This window comes from Sphingomonas sp. Sphisp66, assembly GCF_047324325.1.
Classification (GTDB): domain Bacteria; phylum Pseudomonadota; class Alphaproteobacteria; order Sphingomonadales; family Sphingomonadaceae; genus Sphingomonas.
On sequence record NZ_CP168508.1, the window covers coordinates 1193127 to 1209659 of the forward strand.

Here is a 16533-nt window from a genome sequence, read left to right on the forward strand (position 1 = left end):
TTCACCCCACCATCCTGGCGACGTCGAGCACCGCCTTGGCGAAGGCGGCCGGGGCCTCCTGGGGCAGGTTGTGGCCGATGCCGCCGCTGATCAGCCTGAATTCATAGGGGCCGGTGAACTTGCCGCGATACTGCTCGGGCGCCGGGTGGGGGGCGCCATTGGCGTCGCCTTCCATCGTGATCGTCGGCACGGTGATCACCGGCGTGGTCGCCAGCTTCGCCTCGATCGAATCATATTTCGCCTCGCCCTGGGCCAGACCCAGCCGCCAGCGATAATTATGGATCACCAGCGCGACATGGTCGGGGTTGGCGAAGGACGCCGCAGTGCGCGCATAGGTCGCATCGTCGAAATTCCACTTGGGCGAAGCGAGCTGCCAGATCAGTTTGTTGAACGCATCGGTGTTCTTGGCATAGCCGGCCTCGCCGCGCGCGGTGGCGAAGTAGAACTGGTACCACCATTGCAGCTCGGCCGCCGGCGGCAGCGGCGCGGCATTGGCGGCCTGGCTGCCGATCAGATAGCCGCTGACCGAGACCAAAGCGGTGCAGCGCTCGGGCCAGAGCAACGCCATGATGTCGGCGGTGCGGGCGCCCCAGTCGAAGCCGGCGACGATCGCCTTCTTGATGCCCAGCGCGTCCATCAGCGCGATCCCGTCCATCGCGATCGCGGCCTGCTGCGCGTTGCGGAACGTATCGGCGGAGCGGAAGACGGTGCTGCCATAGCCGCGCAGATAGGGGACGATCACGCGGTAGCCGCGCGCGACCAGCAGCGGGGCGACTTCGGCAAAGGCGTTGATGTCATAGGGCCAGCCATGGAACAGCAGCACCGCCGGGCCGGTCGCCGGTCCCATCTCGACATAGCCGATGTTGAGCGGGCCGGCATCGACCTGCTTGACCGGGCCGAACGAGGCCGGGGCAGGCGCGGCGCCGCGCGAGGCGCTGGCGGCCTGGGCGGTGACGGCGCCGCCGAGCAGGGCGGCGATGGCGGCGGCGCCATGGACGAAGCCGCGGCGATCGGTGACGGTTTCGGGCATCAGGTTCGACATGATCGGTCCTTTCGGGGCAGCGTGGGTACCGGTCCGAGATAGTCCAGCCAGGCACCGGCCGCCCGTTAATCGCTGTGATCCGCTGTGAGGGGCGGCCCGCTCCGGGCGGAAACTAACAGCGTCTAACTGGCTACCACTCTGGCACGCGCGCCATAAGCGGCAATACGCCCTGTGAAGCTGGAAGACCGATGCCCCAATTCAGTCCGGCGACGGAATGGCATGTCCGCGATGCCGAGAATGCCTGGAACATGCGCAACCTCGATGCGCTGCTGCTCAGCCACACGATCGATTGCCAGTGGCGCAACCGGGTGACCTTCCTGTGGGGGCGCGAGCAGATCCGCGGCTTCCTCGACCGCCAGTTCCGCCGCGCGCTCGACCTGCGGGTGCTGCACGAGCCCTGGTCGGAAAGCGCCGGGCGGCTCAGCGTCCGCTACGCCGCCGAATTCCACAGCGACAGCGGCACCTGGTTCCGCGCCTATGGCAGCGAGGAGATCGAGCTCGACCATGCCGGCCTCATCCGCCGCCGCCTCACCGCCGCCAACGAGCACCCGATCCAGGAACGCGAACGCGCCCTGCGCTGGCCGGCCGGGCCAAGGCCGGCGGACCATCCAAGCCTGACGGAATTGGGGTTTTAGCCAGAATCTCCCTCTCCCCTTCAGGGGAGAGGGCCGGGGAGAGGGGCAAGGCCGCTCCCTCCCTTCAATCGTCATCCCCGCGAAGGCGGGGATCCAGAGTCACACGCTGTGCGCTGACGGCTTGCCTTGGAATCTCCGTCTGGCATGTGCTCGATTTCTTCGTTCGTCCTCCCTTACCCTGGATCCCCGCCTTCGCGGGGATGACGAAAACAGAAGCTAGCCCGCCTACGCCCCCACAAACTCCAACCCCCGCGTCTCCCGCAGCACCCCCGCCGCCGCGAGCACCAGCACATAGGCGACCGAAACATAGATCCCGATCGAATGCGCGATCCCGTACGTCGCGATGCTGCCGCCCACCGCGAACGGCGCCAGCCCGGCCACGCCGCGCCCGACATTGTAGCAGAAGCCCAGCCCCGATCCGCGCAGCCGCGTCGGGTAGAGCTCGTTCAGCACCGGGCCGATCGCGCTGTACAGCCCCATGGCGAACAGCCCGAGCGGCGCGCCGAGCGCGAGCAATACGGCATCGGAGACCGGCAGCTCGGTCGCGGCCAGCACGGTCACGATCCCGCCGGTCGCGAACAGTGCGAGTGTCGCTCGGCGTCCGATACGGTCCGCAAGCGTCGCGCCGAGCGCATAGCCGGCCAGCGATCCGCCGACGAGCATCGCCATATGGGTGGCGGCCTGGGCGTTGGTCATCCCGCGCTCGAGCTTGAGCATGGTCGGCCACCAGGTCGCCAGCGCCCAATAGCCGCCATGCGTGCCGATCGCGAGCAGCGAGCCGCGCAGGGTGTTGCCCAGCATCGGGGCGGCGAAGATGCGGTGCCAGTCGTCCGCGCCCGGACAGGCCAGGAAGGTCGCGGACTCGTGCAGACGCTTGCGGGCGAGGAAGATGACAGCGGCCATCGGCAGGCTCAGGAAGAAGGCCGCGCGCCAGCCCGGCTCCGGCGGCAGCAGCGCGATGGCGAGGGTGGAGCTCGCCGCGGCCAGCCCCCAGCCGACGGCCCAGGCGCTCTGCGCGGTGCCGACCAGCCGGCCGCGCGTCGCCGCCGCGGCGATCTCACCCATGAACACCGCGCCCACCGCCCATTCGGCGCCGAAGCCCACGCCCTGGATCACCCGAGAGACGAGCAGCTGCTCGTAGTTCTGGGCGAAGCCACAGGCCATGGTCGACAGCGCCATCCACAGGATCGTCGCCTGCAGCACCCGGACCCGGCCGAGCCGGTCGGAGAGCAGGCCCGCCAGCCAGCCGCCGGCGGCGGAGGCGACCAGGGTCACCGTCGCGAGCAGTCCGCCGGCCGAAGGGGAGAGCTGCCAGAGCGTCAGCAGCACCGGCAAAGTGAACGAGTAGAGCTGGATGTTCATGGCGTCCATGCTGAACGCCGCATAGGTGGAGCCGAACGCCCGCCGGCCGTTCGGATCGAGGTCGCGATACCAGCCTGGTGCAATCATCGGTGTGCGAATGTTCCGGTGTCCATTTCTTCCTGAACCACATCTTGAACGATCGTTCCAGTACATTATCTCCCCTGCATGGCACGTCCCCGCGAATTCGATGTCGATACCGCCGTCCAGTCTGCCGTGGAGGTTTTCCGCGAGCATGGCTTCGAGGGCGCCTCTGCGCAGATGCTCGTCGATGCGATGGGGATCGGCCGGCAGAGCCTCTACGATACGTTCGGCGACAAATGGGGCGTCTATCTCGCTGCGGTGAAACGCTATTCTCAGGAAGAGGTGCGGGCGCACGCCGATCTGCTGGCGAGCCGCGACCGCGCGATCGAGGGCATCCGTGCGATGTTCGATCGGGTGGTGGCGGAGGCGGACAGTGCCTGTCTCGGCGTCGGCTCCACGGTGGAGTTCGGCTGCAGCCGGCCCGATCTGGTCAAGCTGCGCGAGGCTTCGTCGGCCACGCTGGTCCGCGCGATTAAGGGGGCGCTGGCCCTGGCCCGCGAGCAGGGCGATGTCGCCGCCGATCTCGACATGGATAGCCTCGCCGCCTTCCTGATCACCACCATCTCCAGCATCCGCCTCGCCGCGCGTGCGGGGGCGGGGCCGGCGCAGCTCTCTGCCTTGGTGGGCCTTGCGATGCGCGCCCTGCGCTGAGTTTTTTTGACTAATTCTGGAATGACCGTTCAATATAGGAGTCCGCATATGAAGACCGTCGTCATGACCGCAGTTGGTGGTCCGGAAGTCGTTGATATATTTGAACTTAATGAGCCTGTTGCGGGCCCCGGGGAGGTGCTGGTCGGGATTGCTGCCGCCGGCGTGAACTTCATGGACATCGGCGTCCGCAACGGCATGGCCTGGCACGAGCTGCCCTTGCCCCGCGCCCTGGGCGTCGAGGGCGCGGGCAGGGTGCTGGCGCTGGGCGAAGGGGTGACCGATCTGGCCATCGGCCAGCGGGTCGCCTGGGTCTATGCCCCGGGCAGCTATGCCGAGCGCCTTGCCATTCCGGCCGCCGCGCTGGTCCCGGTCCCCGACGACATCGACGACCGCACCGCCGCCTCGCTGATGATGCAGGGCCTCACCGCCAGCCACTTCGCCACCGACTTCTACCCGGTCCAGCCCGGCGACGTCGCCCTCGTCCATGCCGCCGCTGGCGGGCTGGGGCAGCTGCTCACCCAGATCGTCAAGCTGCGCGGCGGCACGGTGATCGGCCGGGTCTCGAGCACGGCGAAGGTCGCGGCGGCCAGGACGGCGGGGGCGGACCATGTCATCGTCGATGCCGAGGGCGATTTCGCCGCCGAGGTGCTGCGGCTGACCGGGGGCGAGGGCGTGCATGTCGTCTATGACGGCTCGGGCCCGGCGACCTTCGAAGACTCGCTGGCGTCGCTGCGCCGCTCGGGTACCTTCTGCTGGTTCGGCCCGGTGCTGGGCGGGCCCGGCCGGATCGACATCATGAGCCTGCCGCGCAGCATCAAGATCGGCTACGCGACCTTCTTCGACCATATCCACACTCCCGAACTGCTCCGTGCCCGCACCGCCCGGCTGTTCGACTGGGTGCGCCAGGGCAAGCTGCGGGTCGCTCCCGCGACCGACTATGCGCTGGCCGATGCGGTGCAGGCGCATGCGGCGATGGAGAGCCGGGCGAGCACCGGCAAGCTGCTGCTCATCCCCTGAGCAAGGCTCTTCCCAAAATGGCGGCGGCGGTCCATGATATGCGACGGACCGCCGCCGACGAGCGACCGTTGCTGCGTCGATAATCTTCGCTTTTGCGCGACGTCTCCTAATATGAACCCGCGACGCGGGGATTGGGTCGATGAGCAAGCAGCACGACTATTATCAGGCCCGTGCCGCGCGCCAGCGCGAGATGGCCGAGCAGTTGAGCGGGTCCGCGCGCGAGCAATATCTGACGCTTGCGGCGATGTACGAGGCGCTGGCGACCGAGCCGAAGAAGCCGGATGGGCCGCAGCGCGAGGCGAAGGTCCATGAGCCCGAGCCCGAGGAAGACGAGCAGGCCTATCTCCAGCGCCGCGCCCGGGAAGAACGCGCTCGCGCCTCGAATAGCGACGATCCCGCGGTGCGCCGGATCCGCTTCGAGATGGCCGACGAATATCTCCGGCGCGCGGAGGCCGCCAAGGTCGCCTGACCGTTGGCATCGGGGCGGGCGCTTCCCATCTTGCCGGGAACGTCAGCACAAGGATTCCCGATGTCTCGTCTCCTGAAGATCGATTTCGTCTCCGACGTCTCCTGCCCTTGGTGCATCATCGGGCTGAAGGGCTTGGAGGAAGCGCTGGCGCGGACCGAGGGCGTGGTCGACGCGCAGATCCATTTCCAGCCCTTCGAGCTCAATCCGGACATGGCGCCCGAGGGCGAGAATATCGGCGAGCACATCGCGAAGAAATATGGCTCGACGCCTGAGCAGTCGGCTGCGAACCGCCAGATGATCCGCGATCGCGCCGCGGCGCTGGGCTTCACGATGAACGGCTCGGCCGACAGCCGGATCTATAACACCTTCGACGCGCACCGGCTGCTCCACTGGGCGGAGATCGAGGGCCAGCAGGCGGCGCTCAAGCATGCGCTGTTCGAGGCCTATTTCACCGAGCAGAAGGACCCGTCGAACCAGGACGTGCTGGTCGCCGCGGCCGAGAAGGCGGGGCTCGACGGCGCGGCGGCGCGCGAGGTGCTGGCCTCGGGCCGCTATGCCGAAGAGGTCCGCGCCGCCGAGCAGCTGTGGCAGAGCCGCGGTATCAACTCGGTGCCGGCGATCGTGATCGAGGACAAATGGCTGATCTCCGGCGGCCAGCCGCCCGAGGCCTTCGAGAACGCACTCCGCCAGATCGCGGCGGAGGTGGGGTAATCCTTCTCCCTCTCCCCGCCTGCGGGGAGAGGGCTGGGGAGAGGGGCATATCGAGATTGTGCTACTTTCCCCTCTCCCCGACCCTCTCCCATGAAGGGGAGAGGGAGCTAGCGAACCCCGAACGTCCACCCTTCGGTCCGCGCCAGCTCCGGCGTCAGGCCTTCCGGCGCCCAGAGCCCGGCATCGTCCGCCACCGCGCGCAGCCAGGCGGCGCTGAGCATCGCGTCGGTGGCGTGGTCGTCATAGCGGGCGAGCGGAGCGTGCGGCTCCGAGCCCAGCACTGCCAGCATCGCGTCGAGCGTCGTCGCGTCGCGGATCTTGGAGACGCCCTTGCGCATTCCCGCGGCGCGGGCGGCGAGCGCGGTGTAGATCTCGACCAGCACCGGGCCGGTCTCGGGCAGCGGATCGAAGGGCCAGATCGGCAGCTTGCCTCGCAGCCGGTGCAGCACGCGCATGCCGGTGAGGCTCGACTTGCCGACTTGGCTTGCGCCGACCAGGTTGAAGCAGCTGTACGGCGACAGCCGCATCGCCGCCTGGCCATGCTCGCACACCCGGAAGCGGCCGCGCCCGGGCGGGAACAGGTCGCCGCAATCGCCCATCTGGCGGAAATGGCGGCGGGCATCCGGGTGCTGCACGAAGCTGGTCGCGGCGAGATGCGGATCGCCTTGCGACAGCTCCTCGACCAGTTCCCATAGCGCCGGGCCGTCGGGCGGGGACATCCCCCAGCCCGGGAAATAGGCGCCCGCATCGACGAGCGGGAAGGCGGGGGACAGGTCGAGCCCGATCAGCGCGCGAATGCCCTTGTCCGCCAGTTCGGCGAGCCAGTCGGCAATGTCCTGGCGCGACCAGTCGCGCTCGACCAGCACGGGCGCGGCGCTGCCCGCCTCGGCACGGGCGACGGCGAGCCCCTTCGGCCGCTCGACCGCCTGGCCGGACCAGTCGATCGCGATGAAGTCGGTGAAGTTCAGGGGCGTTCTTCCATCCCCGCAGCGATCCGCTGGGGCTTCTTCGCCCGGTCCCACCAGGCGCGCTGGATGTAGAGCGCGATCCGCTCGCGGCTGCCGGTGCCGTAGCGCACCAGCAGCATCGGATAGTTGGCATAGTGGTCGGTCTGCCAGAAGGTGTCCGGATCGGTCTCGAACAGGATCTCCTTCTCGGGGTGGGTGACCATCAGGCCGAAGCTGCCCTTCTCGCGGCCGGGCGACATCAGGCCCTTGCCGTTGATCTTGGGACAAGGCGTGCCCCACCAGCTTTCCATCACCACATCGGGCAGGGTACGGGCAAAGGCCGTGGCGTCGTCCCAGTCATCCATCGCGCTTCCGCTCCCGCATCTCGTTCCACCAGGCGATCCGCTCGGCGATGCGCTTCTCATGGCCGCGGTCGGTGGGGGTGTAGAAGGTCTGGGGCGCCATCTCCTCCGGCCAGTAATCGTCGCCCGAGAAGCCGCCCTCGGCGTCATGGTCATAGGTATAGCCCTGGCCATAGCCGATCTGCTTCATCAGCTTGGTGGGAGCGTTGAGGATGTTCTGCGGCGGCATCAGCGAGCCGGTTTCCTTCGCGCTCCGCCACGCGGCCTTCTGCGCCATGTACGCCGCGTTCGATTTAGGCGCGGTGGCGACGTAGAGACAGGCCTGGGCGATCGCCAGCTCACCCTCGGGCGAGCCGAGGAACTCATAGGTGTCCTTGGCCGCGAGACATTGCACCAGCGCGTTGGGATCGGCGAGGCCGATGTCCTCCACCGCCATGCGGACAAGCCGGCGCAGCACGTAGAGCGGCTCCTCGCCCGCGGTGAGCATGCGCGCGAGATAGTAGAGCGCGGCTTGGGGATCGCTGCCGCGCACCGATTTGTGGAGCGCGGAGATCAGGTTGTAATGCCCCTCGCGGTCCTTGTCATAGACCGCGACGCGGCGCTGGAGGAACTCGCCGAGCGCGGCCGGAGTAAGCGGCTCCTCGAATTGCACCGAGAACAGCGTCTCGGCCTGGTTGAGCAGGAAGCGGCCATCGCCGTCCGCACTCGCCACCAGCGCGTCGCGCGCCTCGGGGGTGAGCGGCAGGGGACGCTCCTCGGCGGCCTCGGCACGGTCGAGCAACCGGGTCAGCGCTTCGGGGCCGAGCCGGTGGAGGATCAGAACCTGCGCCCGGCTGAGCACCGCGGCGTTGAGCTCGAAGCTCGGGTTCTCGGTAGTCGCGCCGACCAGGGTGACGGTGCCATCCTCGACATAGGGCAGGAAGCCGTCCTGCTGGGCGCGGTTGAAGCGGTGGATTTCGTCCACGAACAACAGCGTCTTGCGGCCGAGCCGGGCATATTCCTTTGCCTCGGCGAACACCTTCTTGAGGTCCGCCACCCCCGAGAACACTGCGCTGATCGCGACGAAGCGCAGCCCCACGGCATCGGCGAGCAAACGGGCGATCGTGGTCTTGCCGGTGCCGGGCGGGCCCCAGAGGATGATCGAGGAAAGCTTGCCCGCCGCGACCATCCGGCCGATCGGGCCTTCCGGCCCGGTGAGATGCTCCTGTCCCACGACATCGGCGAGTTGCTGCGGGCGCAGGCGATCGGCGAGCGGGCCGTTGAGCGGCGCGGCTTCGGGGCGGTGGGACGGTTCCTGGGCGGCGAAAAGGTCGGCCATTCCGCCAAGATAGGCGCAGCGGACGATTTCTGCATCCCAAGCTTTGATCGAACGCAATTGGCGTGGGCGCGCCAAGGTGCATCCTGTCCGGCGAAGGAGACGGACATTGGACTATGACGTCATCATCGTCGGCGCTGGCCCGGCGGGACTGGCCTTTGCACGGTCGTTGAACGACCAGGGGCTGGAGACGCTGCTGGTCGAGCGCCAGCCCCATGCGGCGCTCGCCGACCCGGCCTATGACGGGCGCGAGATCACGCTGACCCACGGCTCGCGCGCCATTCTCGAGCGGCTCGGCGCGTGGCAGCGCCTGCCCGAGATCGCACCGCTCCGGGCCGCCCGGGTGCGCAACGGTCGCTCCGCCTTCGCGCTCGACTTCGAGCCGGGGCCGGCAGGGGAGGCGTTGGGCTGGCTGGTGCCCAATCATCATATCCGCCGCGCCCTGTTCGAGATGGCGGCCGATCAGCCCGGCCTGCGGCTTGCCTGCGGGACCAGCCTGGTCTCGGCGCGGACGGGGCGGCGCTTTGCCGAGGTGATGCTGTCGAGCGGGGAGGCGGTGCGCGGACGGCTGCTGGTCGGGGCGGATTCGCGGATGTCGCCGCTCCGCGAGCAGCTCGGCATCGCGGCGGAGGTGAACCGGCTCAGCCGCTCGATGCTGGTCTGCCGCGTCGCGCATTCGAAATGGCACGGACAGGTCGCCACCGAATGGTTCGGCCACGGCCAGACGATTGCGCTGCTGCCGCTCGACAACGGCATGTCCTCGGTGGTGCTGACCTTGCCCGAGCACGAGATCGACCAGCTTGCCGCCTTGCCCGACGCGGAACTGGGCAAGGAGCTGACCCGCCGATCGGCGAACCTGCTTGGGGCGATGGAAGTGGCCGGATCACGGCACGTCTATCCGCTGGTCACCAGCTGGGCGAAGCATTTCGGGGCACGACGGGCGGCGCTGATCGGCGACGCGGCGGTGGGGATGCATCCGGTGACCGCGCATGGCTTCAACCTCGGCCTGAGCGGGCAGGCGCTGCTCGCCGCCCAAGTCTGCGAGGCGGCCCGGCGCGGGCGCGATCCGGGCGGCGAGCGGGGTATCCGCGCCTATGAGGAGGCGCACCGCGCCGACGCACGGCCGCTCTGGCTTGGCACCAATCTGCTGGTGAAGCTCTACACCGACGAACGCCCGCTCGCGCGGGCGGTGCGGCATGCGGCGCTGCGGCTGGGTGCACGGTTGCCGCTGTTCCGCTCGGGCGTGCGGGGGATGCTGATGGCGCGATGATCTGATGATCCTCCCCGCAAGGGGGAGGTGGCACGGGCAGCGTGACGGAGGGGGAGGTGGGCGAGCCGATAATTGGCCGCTTACCCCTCTCCGTCATTCCCCGCTGGCGCGGGGCCTGACACCTCCCCCTGGCGGGGGGTGGACAAGAGAAGCGACGACAAATTCTGTCAGGGCACTTGTCAAAATCCTTTCAAGATATATCTTGTGCGCATCAAGAGTCGTACAGGAGATATTATGCGACATCATCATTGCGGCCCGCGGGGCTTTGTTTTCGGCCGCCGCGGCGGCTTTGGCGGTGGTCCGGACTTCGTCATGGGCTGGGGCATGGGTGCCCGCGGGCGCGGTGGCTTCGGCCAGGGCGAGCGCGGCGGCCGTCGCCGCATGTTCGACGGCACCGAGCTCCGTCTCATCCTGCTCAAGCTGATCGAGGAGCAGCCGCGCCATGGCTATGACCTGATCCGCGAGATCGAGGAGCGCTCGGGCGGCGCCTATGCCCCCAGCCCGGGCGTGGTCTATCCGACGCTGAGCATGCTCGACGAGATGGGCCTGATCGAAGAGGCCAAGACCGAGGGCGCCAAGAAGCAGTTCGCGATCACCGCGGACGGCACCGCGCACCTTGCCGAGCGGGCCGAGGAAGTGGAGGCGCTGTTCGAGCGGCTGAAGCAGCTCGCCAACATGCGCGAGCGTTCCGACGGCGGGCCGATCCGCCGGGCGATGGGCAATCTGCGCACCGTCCTGCAGGAGCGGCTTGCGGCAGAAGGCGTCAGTGCCGACATGCTGCACGACGTCGCCGAGATCCTCGACGAGGCGGCGCGGAAGATCGAGCGGCTCTGAGCTTGCCTCGGCTGGAACTGTTGCGGCGGCGGCTCGGGATCGTGCCGCCGCCGAAGGAGACGATATCCATGACCATCACGACCTTCTCGGCCGAGACGCTGGCGCCGACCGGCCATGCCAGCCGCTACCTTCAGCAGCTGTGCAAGCATTGGGAGCACAACCTCCAGGTCGAGTTCACCCCCGAGAACGGCACGGTGATCTTCCCCAGGGACGCGCGCGGCGCCAATCATCCGGGCGACGCGGTGGTGACCTTCAACGTCGCCGAGACCGGGCTCGACATCCGCATCGACGCCAGCTCGACCGAGCAGCTCGAAGGGCTGAAGGGCGCGGTGGAACGCCATCTCGACCGCTTCGCCTTCCGCGAGGAAGGGTTGAAGTACGACTGGAAGTAGGCCGGCTACCGCGCTGGCCAGGACCAGCGCGGCGCTTCATGGTCCTCGATCTGCGTCTCGCCGAGCCGCTTGGACAGGGTGATTTCGCGCACGCCGCGTTCGCCGCCAAGGCTCTCGATCAGCCGCTCGCTGTGCGAGACCAGCACGATCTGGCAATGGCGCGACGCCCGGACGAGCAGCCGCGCCAGCGGGTCGAGCAGGGAAGGGTGGAGGCTCGCTTCCGGCTCGTTGAGGATCATGATCTCGGGCGGGCGCGGTGAGAGCAGCGCGGCGATGAGCAGCAGGTAGCGCAGCGTCCCGTCCGACAATTCCTTGGCGCCGAGCGGCCGGAGCAGGCCGGGCTGCCGCATCTCGACCATGCCATATTCCCCGGGGTGCGCGATGACCCGCGAGCCCGGAAAGGCGTCGTCTATCGCCTCCTCCAGCGCCTGCGCGTCGCCGATCGCGAGGACCGTGGCGATGGCGGCAGCCAGGTCGGCGCCGTCGCTGCTCAGCACGGGCGTGTAGGTCATTACCTGAGGGCGGCGCGCCGGCGCATCGATGTCGGTGCGCAGATTGTCGTAGAAGCGCCAGTTGCGCATCCGCTCGCGCATCAGCAGCAGCTCGAGGCCGTCGACGGAATCGGCGCAGTGGGTGACCATGCTGTCGAAGGGCAGCAGATTGTCCATCGCGCGGCGCCATTCCCCGGTGGCAGCCGTGCGCAGCCGCACCGCGGGCCCCCGCCGTTCCGCGAACGCATTGCCCCGCTCAAGTAGCGGGCCGGTCCACATCGTCTCGACCTTGATCTCGGGATCGCGGGTGAAGGGAAAGGTGGGATCGGGCATGCCGAGATCGATCGCATAGCCGAAGTCCGGCCCGGAGAAGCCGAGCTTCAGGCTCACCGGACCCGAGCGGACCGTGCCCTGGATCGGCTGGGTGCCGCGCAGCATCTCGCGGCTGAATTTCTCCGGGCCCGCCCAGAGCGTGGAGGAGAGGCCGCCTTCCGCGGCGAGCGAGCCGATCAGCCGGCCCTGCGCCGTGTCGGCGAGCAGGCGCAAGGCGCGGTAGAGGCTCGACTTGCCGCTGCCGTTCGCGCCGGTGACCAGGCTCAGCTGCCCCAGCTCGAGCGTGACGCTGCGCAGCGAACGATAGCCGGCGACCGCCAAATGCGAGATCAAAGCAAGGGCCCTTCGAAACGGTGGCGCTGCGAGAGGCGAGGATCATTGCATCTGCGGCAGGACCCGCAAAGGCCTTATCCGCCCCGGCGCTCCATCACCCCCAGATAGGCATCGAGCACCTTCTGGTTGACGTCGTCCCAGATCAGCGCGCTGGCCCGGGCATGGCCTTCGGCGCCCGCGCGGCGCCGCAGGTCGGGATCGGCGACGAAGCGCGCGATCGCGTCGGCATAGGCCTGGACGTCGCGCGGGGGAACGAGGAAGCCGTTCTCGCCATCTTCGACAAGATCGATCGCGCCAGTCGCGCGGGCGGCGACGACGGGCACGCCGCTGGCCATCGCCTCGGAGGTGACGTTGCCGAAGGTCTCGGTGAGCGACGGGTTGAAGAACACGTCCATCGAGGCGACGGCGCGGCCGAGATCGTCGCCGCGCTGGAAGCCGGTGAACACCGCTTCGGGCACGCGCTCGGCGAACCATTCGCGGGCCGGGCCCTCGCCGATCACCAGCACCCGGTGCGGCACGCCGCGCTGCCGGAGCGCGCCGATCACCTCGGCGAACACGTCGAGCCCCTTTTCCAGCACCAGCCGGCCGAGGAAGCCGACTGCGACTTCCTCGTCGCCGATGCCGAGCGAGCGGCGCCATTCGAGGCTGCGCGCGCCCGGATTGAACCGCGCATGGTTCACGCCGCGCGCCCAGGTGGTGATCGGCGTGGTGACGCCCCAGCCGCGGATCAGGTCGGCGGTCGACTTGCCCGGCGTCACGACATGATCGACACGATTGTAGAAGCGGGTGAGCAGGCGGATCAGCGGCTTTTCGAGAAAGCCGAGATGATAATAGGCCGGATAGGTCTCGAAGCGCGTGTGGAGCGAGGCGAGCGTCGCGATGTTGTTGCGGTCCGCCCATTTGAGCGCGCCGTGGCAGAGGAACTCGGGCGCCGAGAGATGGACGATGTTGGGGGCGAAGGCCTCGACGTCCTCGCGGGTGCTGCGCGGCAGGCCGGTGGCGAACTTATACTCCTCGCGCCCGCCCGGAACCGGCCAGGATGGCACGCTGACCAGGTTGCCGGTCGGCGGAAAGGCGGGCGTGCTCGTGGTCGGCGAATAGACGCGGACGGCCACTCCCTGCGACAGGAGGTAGCCGACAAGCAGGTTGAGCGCCTGGTTCGCGCCGTCGCGGACGTAATTGTAGTTGCCGCTGAACAGCGCGACGCGGAGGTCGGTGGGCTTCATGGCGGGCGCATACAGTCCGCGCGCGTGGGGGGCAACCTTGTGGCGGTGTGGCGAATTGTCCCGGCATGACCAACAGCTTTCGCAAGGGCGCCAGGGTCCATTGGACCTGGGCCGACGACATCGCCCATGGCAAGATCCAGGAGCGCTTCGAGCGCCGGGTGCAGCGGACCTTCAAGGGGGCGAAGGTGGTGCGCAACGGCAGCGCGGAGGACCCGGCCTATCTGATCGCGCAGGAGGACGGGACCAAGCTGCTCAAGCTGGGCAAGGAGCTCAAGGCCGACTAGGCTCTTGTTCCCTTCCTGTTCTCGCGCTAGGTCTCGCGCATGGCGAAACCGAAGAAGCGTTATGTCTGCCAGGCCTGTGGCTCGGTCACCGCGCAATGGGCGGGGCAATGCGGCGATTGCGGCGAGTGGAACCAACTGGTCGAGGACGCCAATGCCAATGTGACGCCGTTCCAGTCGCGGCATAATCTCCAGTCGGGCGGGCGGGCGATCATGCTCACCGGGCTGAACACCGACATCGCGCTGCCCGATCGCATGGCGACCGGGATCGCCGAGCTCGATCGCGCGCTGGGCGGCGGGTTCGTCGAGGGATCGGCGACGCTGATCGGCGGCGATCCGGGCATCGGCAAGTCGACCCTGCTGCTCCAGGCGGCGGCCAAGGTTGCGCTGCGCGGGCTGTCGGTCGCCTATGTCTCGGGCGAGGAGGCGGCGGACCAGGTGCGGCTGCGCGCGCGGCGGCTGGGCCTGGGCAAGGCGCCGGTGCAGCTCGCCGCGGCGACCTCGGTGCGCGACATCCTCACCACGGTGGGCGAGGGCGCGCCGCCGGCGCTGCTGATCATCGATTCGATCCAGACCATGCACTCGGACCTGATCGAGGGCGCGCCGGGCACGGTGAGCCAGGTACGGGCGAGCGCGGGCGAGCTGATCCGCTTCGCCAAGGAGCGCGGCACCGCGGTGGTGCTGGTCGGCCACGTCACCAAGGACGGCAGCATCGCCGGCCCGCGCGTGCTCGAGCACATGGTCGACACGGTACTGGCCTTCGAGGGCGAGCGCAGCCACCAGTACCGCATCCTGCGCGCCGTGAAGAACCGCTTCGGCGGCACCGACGAAATCGGCGTATTCGCGATGCAGACCGAAGGGCTGGAGGAGGTCTCCAACCCTTCCTCGCTATTCCTAACTTCGCGCGACGAGAACGTCACCGGCACGGTGGTCTTCCCCGCGCTGGAGGGTACGCGGCCGGTGCTGGTCGAGGTGCAGGCGCTCACCGTGCGACTGGCGAGTGGGGCGACGCCGCGGCGCGCGGTGGTCGGCTGGGATTCGGCACGGCTGTCGATGATCCTCGCGGTGCTCGAGGCGCGCTGCGGGCTGAGCTTCTCGACCTGCGAAGTCTATCTCAACATCGCCGGCGGCTACCGGGTGCAGGACCCGGCGGCGGACATGGCGGTGGCGGCGGCGCTCGTCTCGGCGCTGTCCGAGCGGCCGATCCCGGTGGACGCAGTGGTGTTCGGCGAGATCGCGCTGTCCGGCGAGGTGCGCCCGGTCGCGCATGGCGCGTTGCGCTGCCGGGAGGCTGCCAAGCTCGGCTTCGGCCGCGCGCTCGCCCCGATGGCACAGGTCAAGGACAAGGGCGGGCTGCAGCTCGCCGGGTTCAAGTCGCTCGGCCAGTTCGTCGATCACCTGCTGGGGCGGTGAGGTACGGCGCCTGACAGCCGCTACGGGGTTGTAATCGCTTTCGGTGTGATGGAATATCGTCACCAGGAGAGACTGCCGGAGCGACCCATGCTGCGAGAACTGGCCGCCGACTGGGCGCGTCCCGGGATGCTGGTGCCGACCTTTTGCGCCGTCGTGCTGATGGCGGCGATCCTGGTGGCCGGCCGCGAGCCTGCGCGCACGCCGCCGCCGTCGCTCGCCTTTGCGGGGCTGCCGGTGAGCGGCAGCGCGGAGGATGCGCGGCGCGCCGGCTTCACCAAATGCGTCAAGATCGACGCTTTCCGCACGCGCTGCCTTCGTGAACAGGTGCTGGTGCTCGGGGAGGGGTCGTATGAGGCGGCGATCGACCTGATCGGCAGCAGGGGGCAGGGCGGCTTCGATCACCTGATCCTGTGGAAGAATGGCGGGCAGGAGGAGATCTACAAGCTGGTCGAGGCGCTGCAACGCCGGGGCTGGCGGCATTGCGAGACCGGCAACGAGCGCTGGGGCGACCAGGACATCTATAGTCGCGCCGGGGTGCCGGTGCGCGCGTGGATGGACCTGAGCTACTATGGCAAGCGCCGGGTGCGGATCATGCCGCTGTGGAAGGACACGGAGCGCAGCTGCAAACCTTGGCATTGAGGGCTTTGCTTTCCGCAACTTAGGCCGCAGAGTGCGGTCCATGAAGCGTTCCACTGCCATCTCGATCGCCTCGGGCGTCGCTGTCGCCGCGATCGGCGGCATCTTCCTCTATTCGCGCGCGACGCGTCCGCCGGTGATCAACAAGAAGGTGCCCGAGCCGGCCAGGCCGGTCGACCTGACCCGCTATCTCGGCAAATGGTACGAGCTCGCCCGGCACGAGAACCACTTCGAGAAGGGCCTCGACGCAGTGACCGCCGAATATGCGCTGCTCGACGACGGCAAGATCAGCGTGATCAACAGCGGCACGCACAACTGGCCCGATGGCGACCGCAGCGTCTCCGAAGGCAAGGCGATCGTCGCCGACGAGGCGACCAACGCCAAGCTCAAGGTCTCGTTCTTCGGGCCGCTCTACACCGGCGATTACTGGGTTCTCGATCACGGCGACGACTATGAATGGTCGATCGTCGGCGAGCCGAGCGGCCGCTATCTCTGGGTGCTGTCGCGCGAGGCGGTGCCGTCCTCGGCGCTGGCGCAGGCGGTCATGAAGCGGGTCGAGGAACTTGGCTATGACCGCTGGGCGCTGCGCATCACCCGGCAGGGGTGACCAGGTCCAACAGCGCGCGCCGGAGCCGGCTCCCCAAAGTACACGAAGTACACGCCAAGAGCTGATTCTGCGGAACCCAAACAGGCCCAAATCCGGCGAACGCAAGCGGCTTGTAATATTATTAC

The 16533-nt window shown here is 68.4% G+C and carries 19 protein-coding genes; 12 read left to right on the forward strand and 7 right to left on the reverse strand.

Features of this window, described 5'->3' with window-relative positions; translation table 11 throughout:
* Position 1 precedes the first annotated feature (1 nt).
* Positions 2–1042 (reverse strand): alpha/beta fold hydrolase, encoded by a 1041-nt coding sequence (locus ACEN8G_RS05710; protein ID WP_413418374.1) that lies wholly within the window; start codon positions 1040–1042, stop codon positions 2–4.
* A gap of 188 nt (positions 1043–1230) precedes the next feature.
* On the opposite strand from ACEN8G_RS05710, the gene ACEN8G_RS05715 reads away from it, so the two are divergent.
* Complete coding sequence (locus tag ACEN8G_RS05715; protein ID WP_413418376.1) at positions 1231–1677, forward strand: DUF1348 family protein; 447 nt, start codon at positions 1231–1233, stop codon at positions 1675–1677.
* 225 nt (positions 1678–1902) lie between these two features.
* On the opposite strand, the gene ACEN8G_RS05720 is transcribed toward ACEN8G_RS05715, so the two are convergent.
* Positions 1903–3126: an MFS transporter gene (locus tag ACEN8G_RS05720; protein WP_413740753.1), complete on the reverse strand. Its 1224-nt coding sequence runs from the start codon at positions 3124–3126 to the stop codon at positions 1903–1905.
* A 78-nt stretch (positions 3127–3204) separates the two neighbouring features.
* Between ACEN8G_RS05720 and ACEN8G_RS05725 the strand changes: the two genes are divergently transcribed.
* From ACEN8G_RS05725 to ACEN8G_RS05740, 4 genes are all read left to right on the forward strand, one after another.
* Complete coding sequence (locus ACEN8G_RS05725; RefSeq protein ID WP_413419279.1) at positions 3205–3771, forward strand: TetR/AcrR family transcriptional regulator; 567 nt, start codon at positions 3205–3207, stop codon at positions 3769–3771.
* A 48-nt stretch (positions 3772–3819) separates the two neighbouring features.
* A complete protein-coding gene (locus tag ACEN8G_RS05730) occupies positions 3820–4788 on the forward strand; it encodes a quinone oxidoreductase family protein (RefSeq protein ID WP_413419277.1) in 969 nt (322 codons plus the stop codon).
* A 139-nt stretch (positions 4789–4927) separates the two neighbouring features.
* Positions 4928–5257 carry a hypothetical protein gene (locus ACEN8G_RS05735; protein WP_413417132.1) on the forward strand — a complete coding sequence of 110 codons (330 nt, stop codon included), beginning with the start codon at positions 4928–4930 and terminating at the stop codon, positions 5255–5257.
* 60 nt (positions 5258–5317) lie between these two features.
* A complete protein-coding gene (locus ACEN8G_RS05740; RefSeq protein ID WP_413417130.1) occupies positions 5318–5968 on the forward strand; it encodes a DsbA family oxidoreductase in 651 nt (216 codons plus the stop codon).
* 107 nt (positions 5969–6075) lie between these two features.
* On the opposite strand, the gene ACEN8G_RS05745 is transcribed toward ACEN8G_RS05740, so the two are convergent.
* From ACEN8G_RS05745 to ACEN8G_RS05755, 3 genes are read right to left on the reverse strand one after another with little or no spacing between them, the layout of a single operon-like run.
* A complete protein-coding gene (locus ACEN8G_RS05745; RefSeq protein WP_413417128.1) occupies positions 6076–6990 on the reverse strand; it encodes a hypothetical protein in 915 nt (304 codons plus the stop codon).
* Positions 6933–7280 (reverse strand): MmcQ/YjbR family DNA-binding protein, encoded by a 348-nt coding sequence (locus ACEN8G_RS05750; protein WP_413417126.1) that lies wholly within the window; start codon positions 7278–7280, stop codon positions 6933–6935. Before ACEN8G_RS05750 ends, ACEN8G_RS05745 begins: the two co-directional genes overlap by 58 nt.
* Positions 7273–8595 (reverse strand): replication-associated recombination protein A, encoded by a 1323-nt coding sequence (locus tag ACEN8G_RS05755; protein ID WP_413417124.1) that lies wholly within the window; start codon positions 8593–8595, stop codon positions 7273–7275. The genes ACEN8G_RS05750 and ACEN8G_RS05755 overlap by 8 nt, the downstream gene beginning before the upstream one ends.
* Before the next feature lie 106 nt (positions 8596–8701).
* Between ACEN8G_RS05755 and ubiM the strand changes: the two genes are divergently transcribed.
* The 3 genes from ubiM to ACEN8G_RS05770 all read left to right on the forward strand — a co-directional run bounded on the left by ubiM (position 8702) and on the right by ACEN8G_RS05770 (position 11088).
* Positions 8702–9862, forward strand: a complete 1161-nt coding sequence (gene ubiM, locus ACEN8G_RS05760) for a 5-demethoxyubiquinol-8 5-hydroxylase UbiM (protein ID WP_413417122.1) — start codon at positions 8702–8704, stop codon at positions 9860–9862.
* 234 nt (positions 9863–10096) lie between these two features.
* Positions 10097–10696, forward strand: coding sequence for a PadR family transcriptional regulator (locus ACEN8G_RS05765; protein ID WP_413417120.1), 600 nt, complete (start codon positions 10097–10099; stop codon positions 10694–10696).
* Between the two features lie 68 nt (positions 10697–10764).
* Complete coding sequence (locus ACEN8G_RS05770; protein WP_413417118.1) at positions 10765–11088, forward strand: DUF2218 domain-containing protein; 324 nt, start codon at positions 10765–10767, stop codon at positions 11086–11088.
* Positions 11089–11093: 5 nt separating this feature from the next.
* On the opposite strand, the gene ACEN8G_RS05775 is transcribed toward ACEN8G_RS05770, so the two are convergent.
* Together ACEN8G_RS05775 and ACEN8G_RS05780 are read right to left on the reverse strand one after the other, a co-directional pair.
* A complete protein-coding gene (locus tag ACEN8G_RS05775; RefSeq protein ID WP_413417116.1) occupies positions 11094–12245 on the reverse strand; it encodes an AAA family ATPase in 1152 nt (383 codons plus the stop codon).
* A 74-nt stretch (positions 12246–12319) separates the two neighbouring features.
* Positions 12320–13471: a glycosyltransferase family 4 protein gene (locus tag ACEN8G_RS05780; protein ID WP_413417114.1), complete on the reverse strand. Its 1152-nt coding sequence runs from the start codon at positions 13469–13471 to the stop codon at positions 12320–12322.
* Positions 13472–13536: 65 nt separating this feature from the next.
* Here ACEN8G_RS05780 and ACEN8G_RS05785 point away from each other — a divergent pair, with 65 nt between their 5' ends.
* From ACEN8G_RS05785 to ACEN8G_RS05800, 4 genes are all read left to right on the forward strand, one after another.
* Entirely contained in the window at positions 13537–13755 is a 219-nt protein-coding gene (locus ACEN8G_RS05785) for a DUF2945 domain-containing protein (protein WP_413417112.1), read from the forward strand.
* Positions 13756–13794: 39 nt separating this feature from the next.
* Positions 13795–15165: a DNA repair protein RadA gene (radA, locus tag ACEN8G_RS05790; RefSeq protein ID WP_413417110.1), complete on the forward strand. Its 1371-nt coding sequence runs from the start codon at positions 13795–13797 to the stop codon at positions 15163–15165.
* Positions 15166–15252: 87 nt separating this feature from the next.
* Positions 15253–15804 (forward strand): hypothetical protein, encoded by a 552-nt coding sequence (locus ACEN8G_RS05795; RefSeq protein ID WP_413417108.1) that lies wholly within the window; start codon positions 15253–15255, stop codon positions 15802–15804.
* A 40-nt stretch (positions 15805–15844) separates the two neighbouring features.
* Positions 15845–16408, forward strand: a complete 564-nt coding sequence (locus tag ACEN8G_RS05800; protein ID WP_413417106.1) for a lipocalin family protein — start codon at positions 15845–15847, stop codon at positions 16406–16408.
* Positions 16409–16533 lie beyond the last annotated feature (125 nt).

What these genes read in the sequence shown, in the direction of transcription:
- ACEN8G_RS05710 (WP_413418374.1), bottom strand. Translation starts at nt 1,042, where the DNA reads ATGTCGAACCTGATGCCCGAAACCGTCACCGATCGCCGCGGCTTCGTC.
- ACEN8G_RS05715 (WP_413418376.1), top strand. Translation starts at nt 1,231, where the DNA reads ATGCCCCAATTCAGTCCGGCGACGGAATGGCATGTCCGCGATGCCGAG.
- ACEN8G_RS05720 (WP_413740753.1), bottom strand. Translation starts at nt 3,126, where the DNA reads ATGATTGCACCAGGCTGGTATCGCGACCTCGATCCGAACGGCCGGCGG.
- ACEN8G_RS05725 (WP_413419279.1), top strand. Translation starts at nt 3,205, where the DNA reads ATGGCACGTCCCCGCGAATTCGATGTCGATACCGCCGTCCAGTCTGCC.
- ACEN8G_RS05730 (WP_413419277.1), top strand. Translation starts at nt 3,820, where the DNA reads ATGAAGACCGTCGTCATGACCGCAGTTGGTGGTCCGGAAGTCGTTGAT.
- ACEN8G_RS05735 (WP_413417132.1), top strand. Translation starts at nt 4,928, where the DNA reads ATGAGCAAGCAGCACGACTATTATCAGGCCCGTGCCGCGCGCCAGCGC.
- ACEN8G_RS05740 (WP_413417130.1), top strand. Translation starts at nt 5,318, where the DNA reads ATGTCTCGTCTCCTGAAGATCGATTTCGTCTCCGACGTCTCCTGCCCT.
- ACEN8G_RS05750 (WP_413417126.1), bottom strand. Translation starts at nt 7,280, where the DNA reads ATGGATGACTGGGACGACGCCACGGCCTTTGCCCGTACCCTGCCCGAT.
- ACEN8G_RS05755 (WP_413417124.1), bottom strand. Translation starts at nt 8,595, where the DNA reads ATGGCCGACCTTTTCGCCGCCCAGGAACCGTCCCACCGCCCCGAAGCC.
- ACEN8G_RS05765 (WP_413417120.1), top strand. Translation starts at nt 10,097, where the DNA reads ATGCGACATCATCATTGCGGCCCGCGGGGCTTTGTTTTCGGCCGCCGC.
- ACEN8G_RS05770 (WP_413417118.1), top strand. Translation starts at nt 10,765, where the DNA reads ATGACCATCACGACCTTCTCGGCCGAGACGCTGGCGCCGACCGGCCAT.
- ACEN8G_RS05780 (WP_413417114.1), bottom strand. Translation starts at nt 13,471, where the DNA reads ATGAAGCCCACCGACCTCCGCGTCGCGCTGTTCAGCGGCAACTACAAT.
- ACEN8G_RS05785 (WP_413417112.1), top strand. Translation starts at nt 13,537, where the DNA reads ATGACCAACAGCTTTCGCAAGGGCGCCAGGGTCCATTGGACCTGGGCC.
- radA (WP_413417110.1), top strand. Translation starts at nt 13,795, where the DNA reads ATGGCGAAACCGAAGAAGCGTTATGTCTGCCAGGCCTGTGGCTCGGTC.
- ACEN8G_RS05795 (WP_413417108.1), top strand. Translation starts at nt 15,253, where the DNA reads ATGCTGCGAGAACTGGCCGCCGACTGGGCGCGTCCCGGGATGCTGGTG.
- ACEN8G_RS05800 (WP_413417106.1), top strand. Translation starts at nt 15,845, where the DNA reads ATGAAGCGTTCCACTGCCATCTCGATCGCCTCGGGCGTCGCTGTCGCC.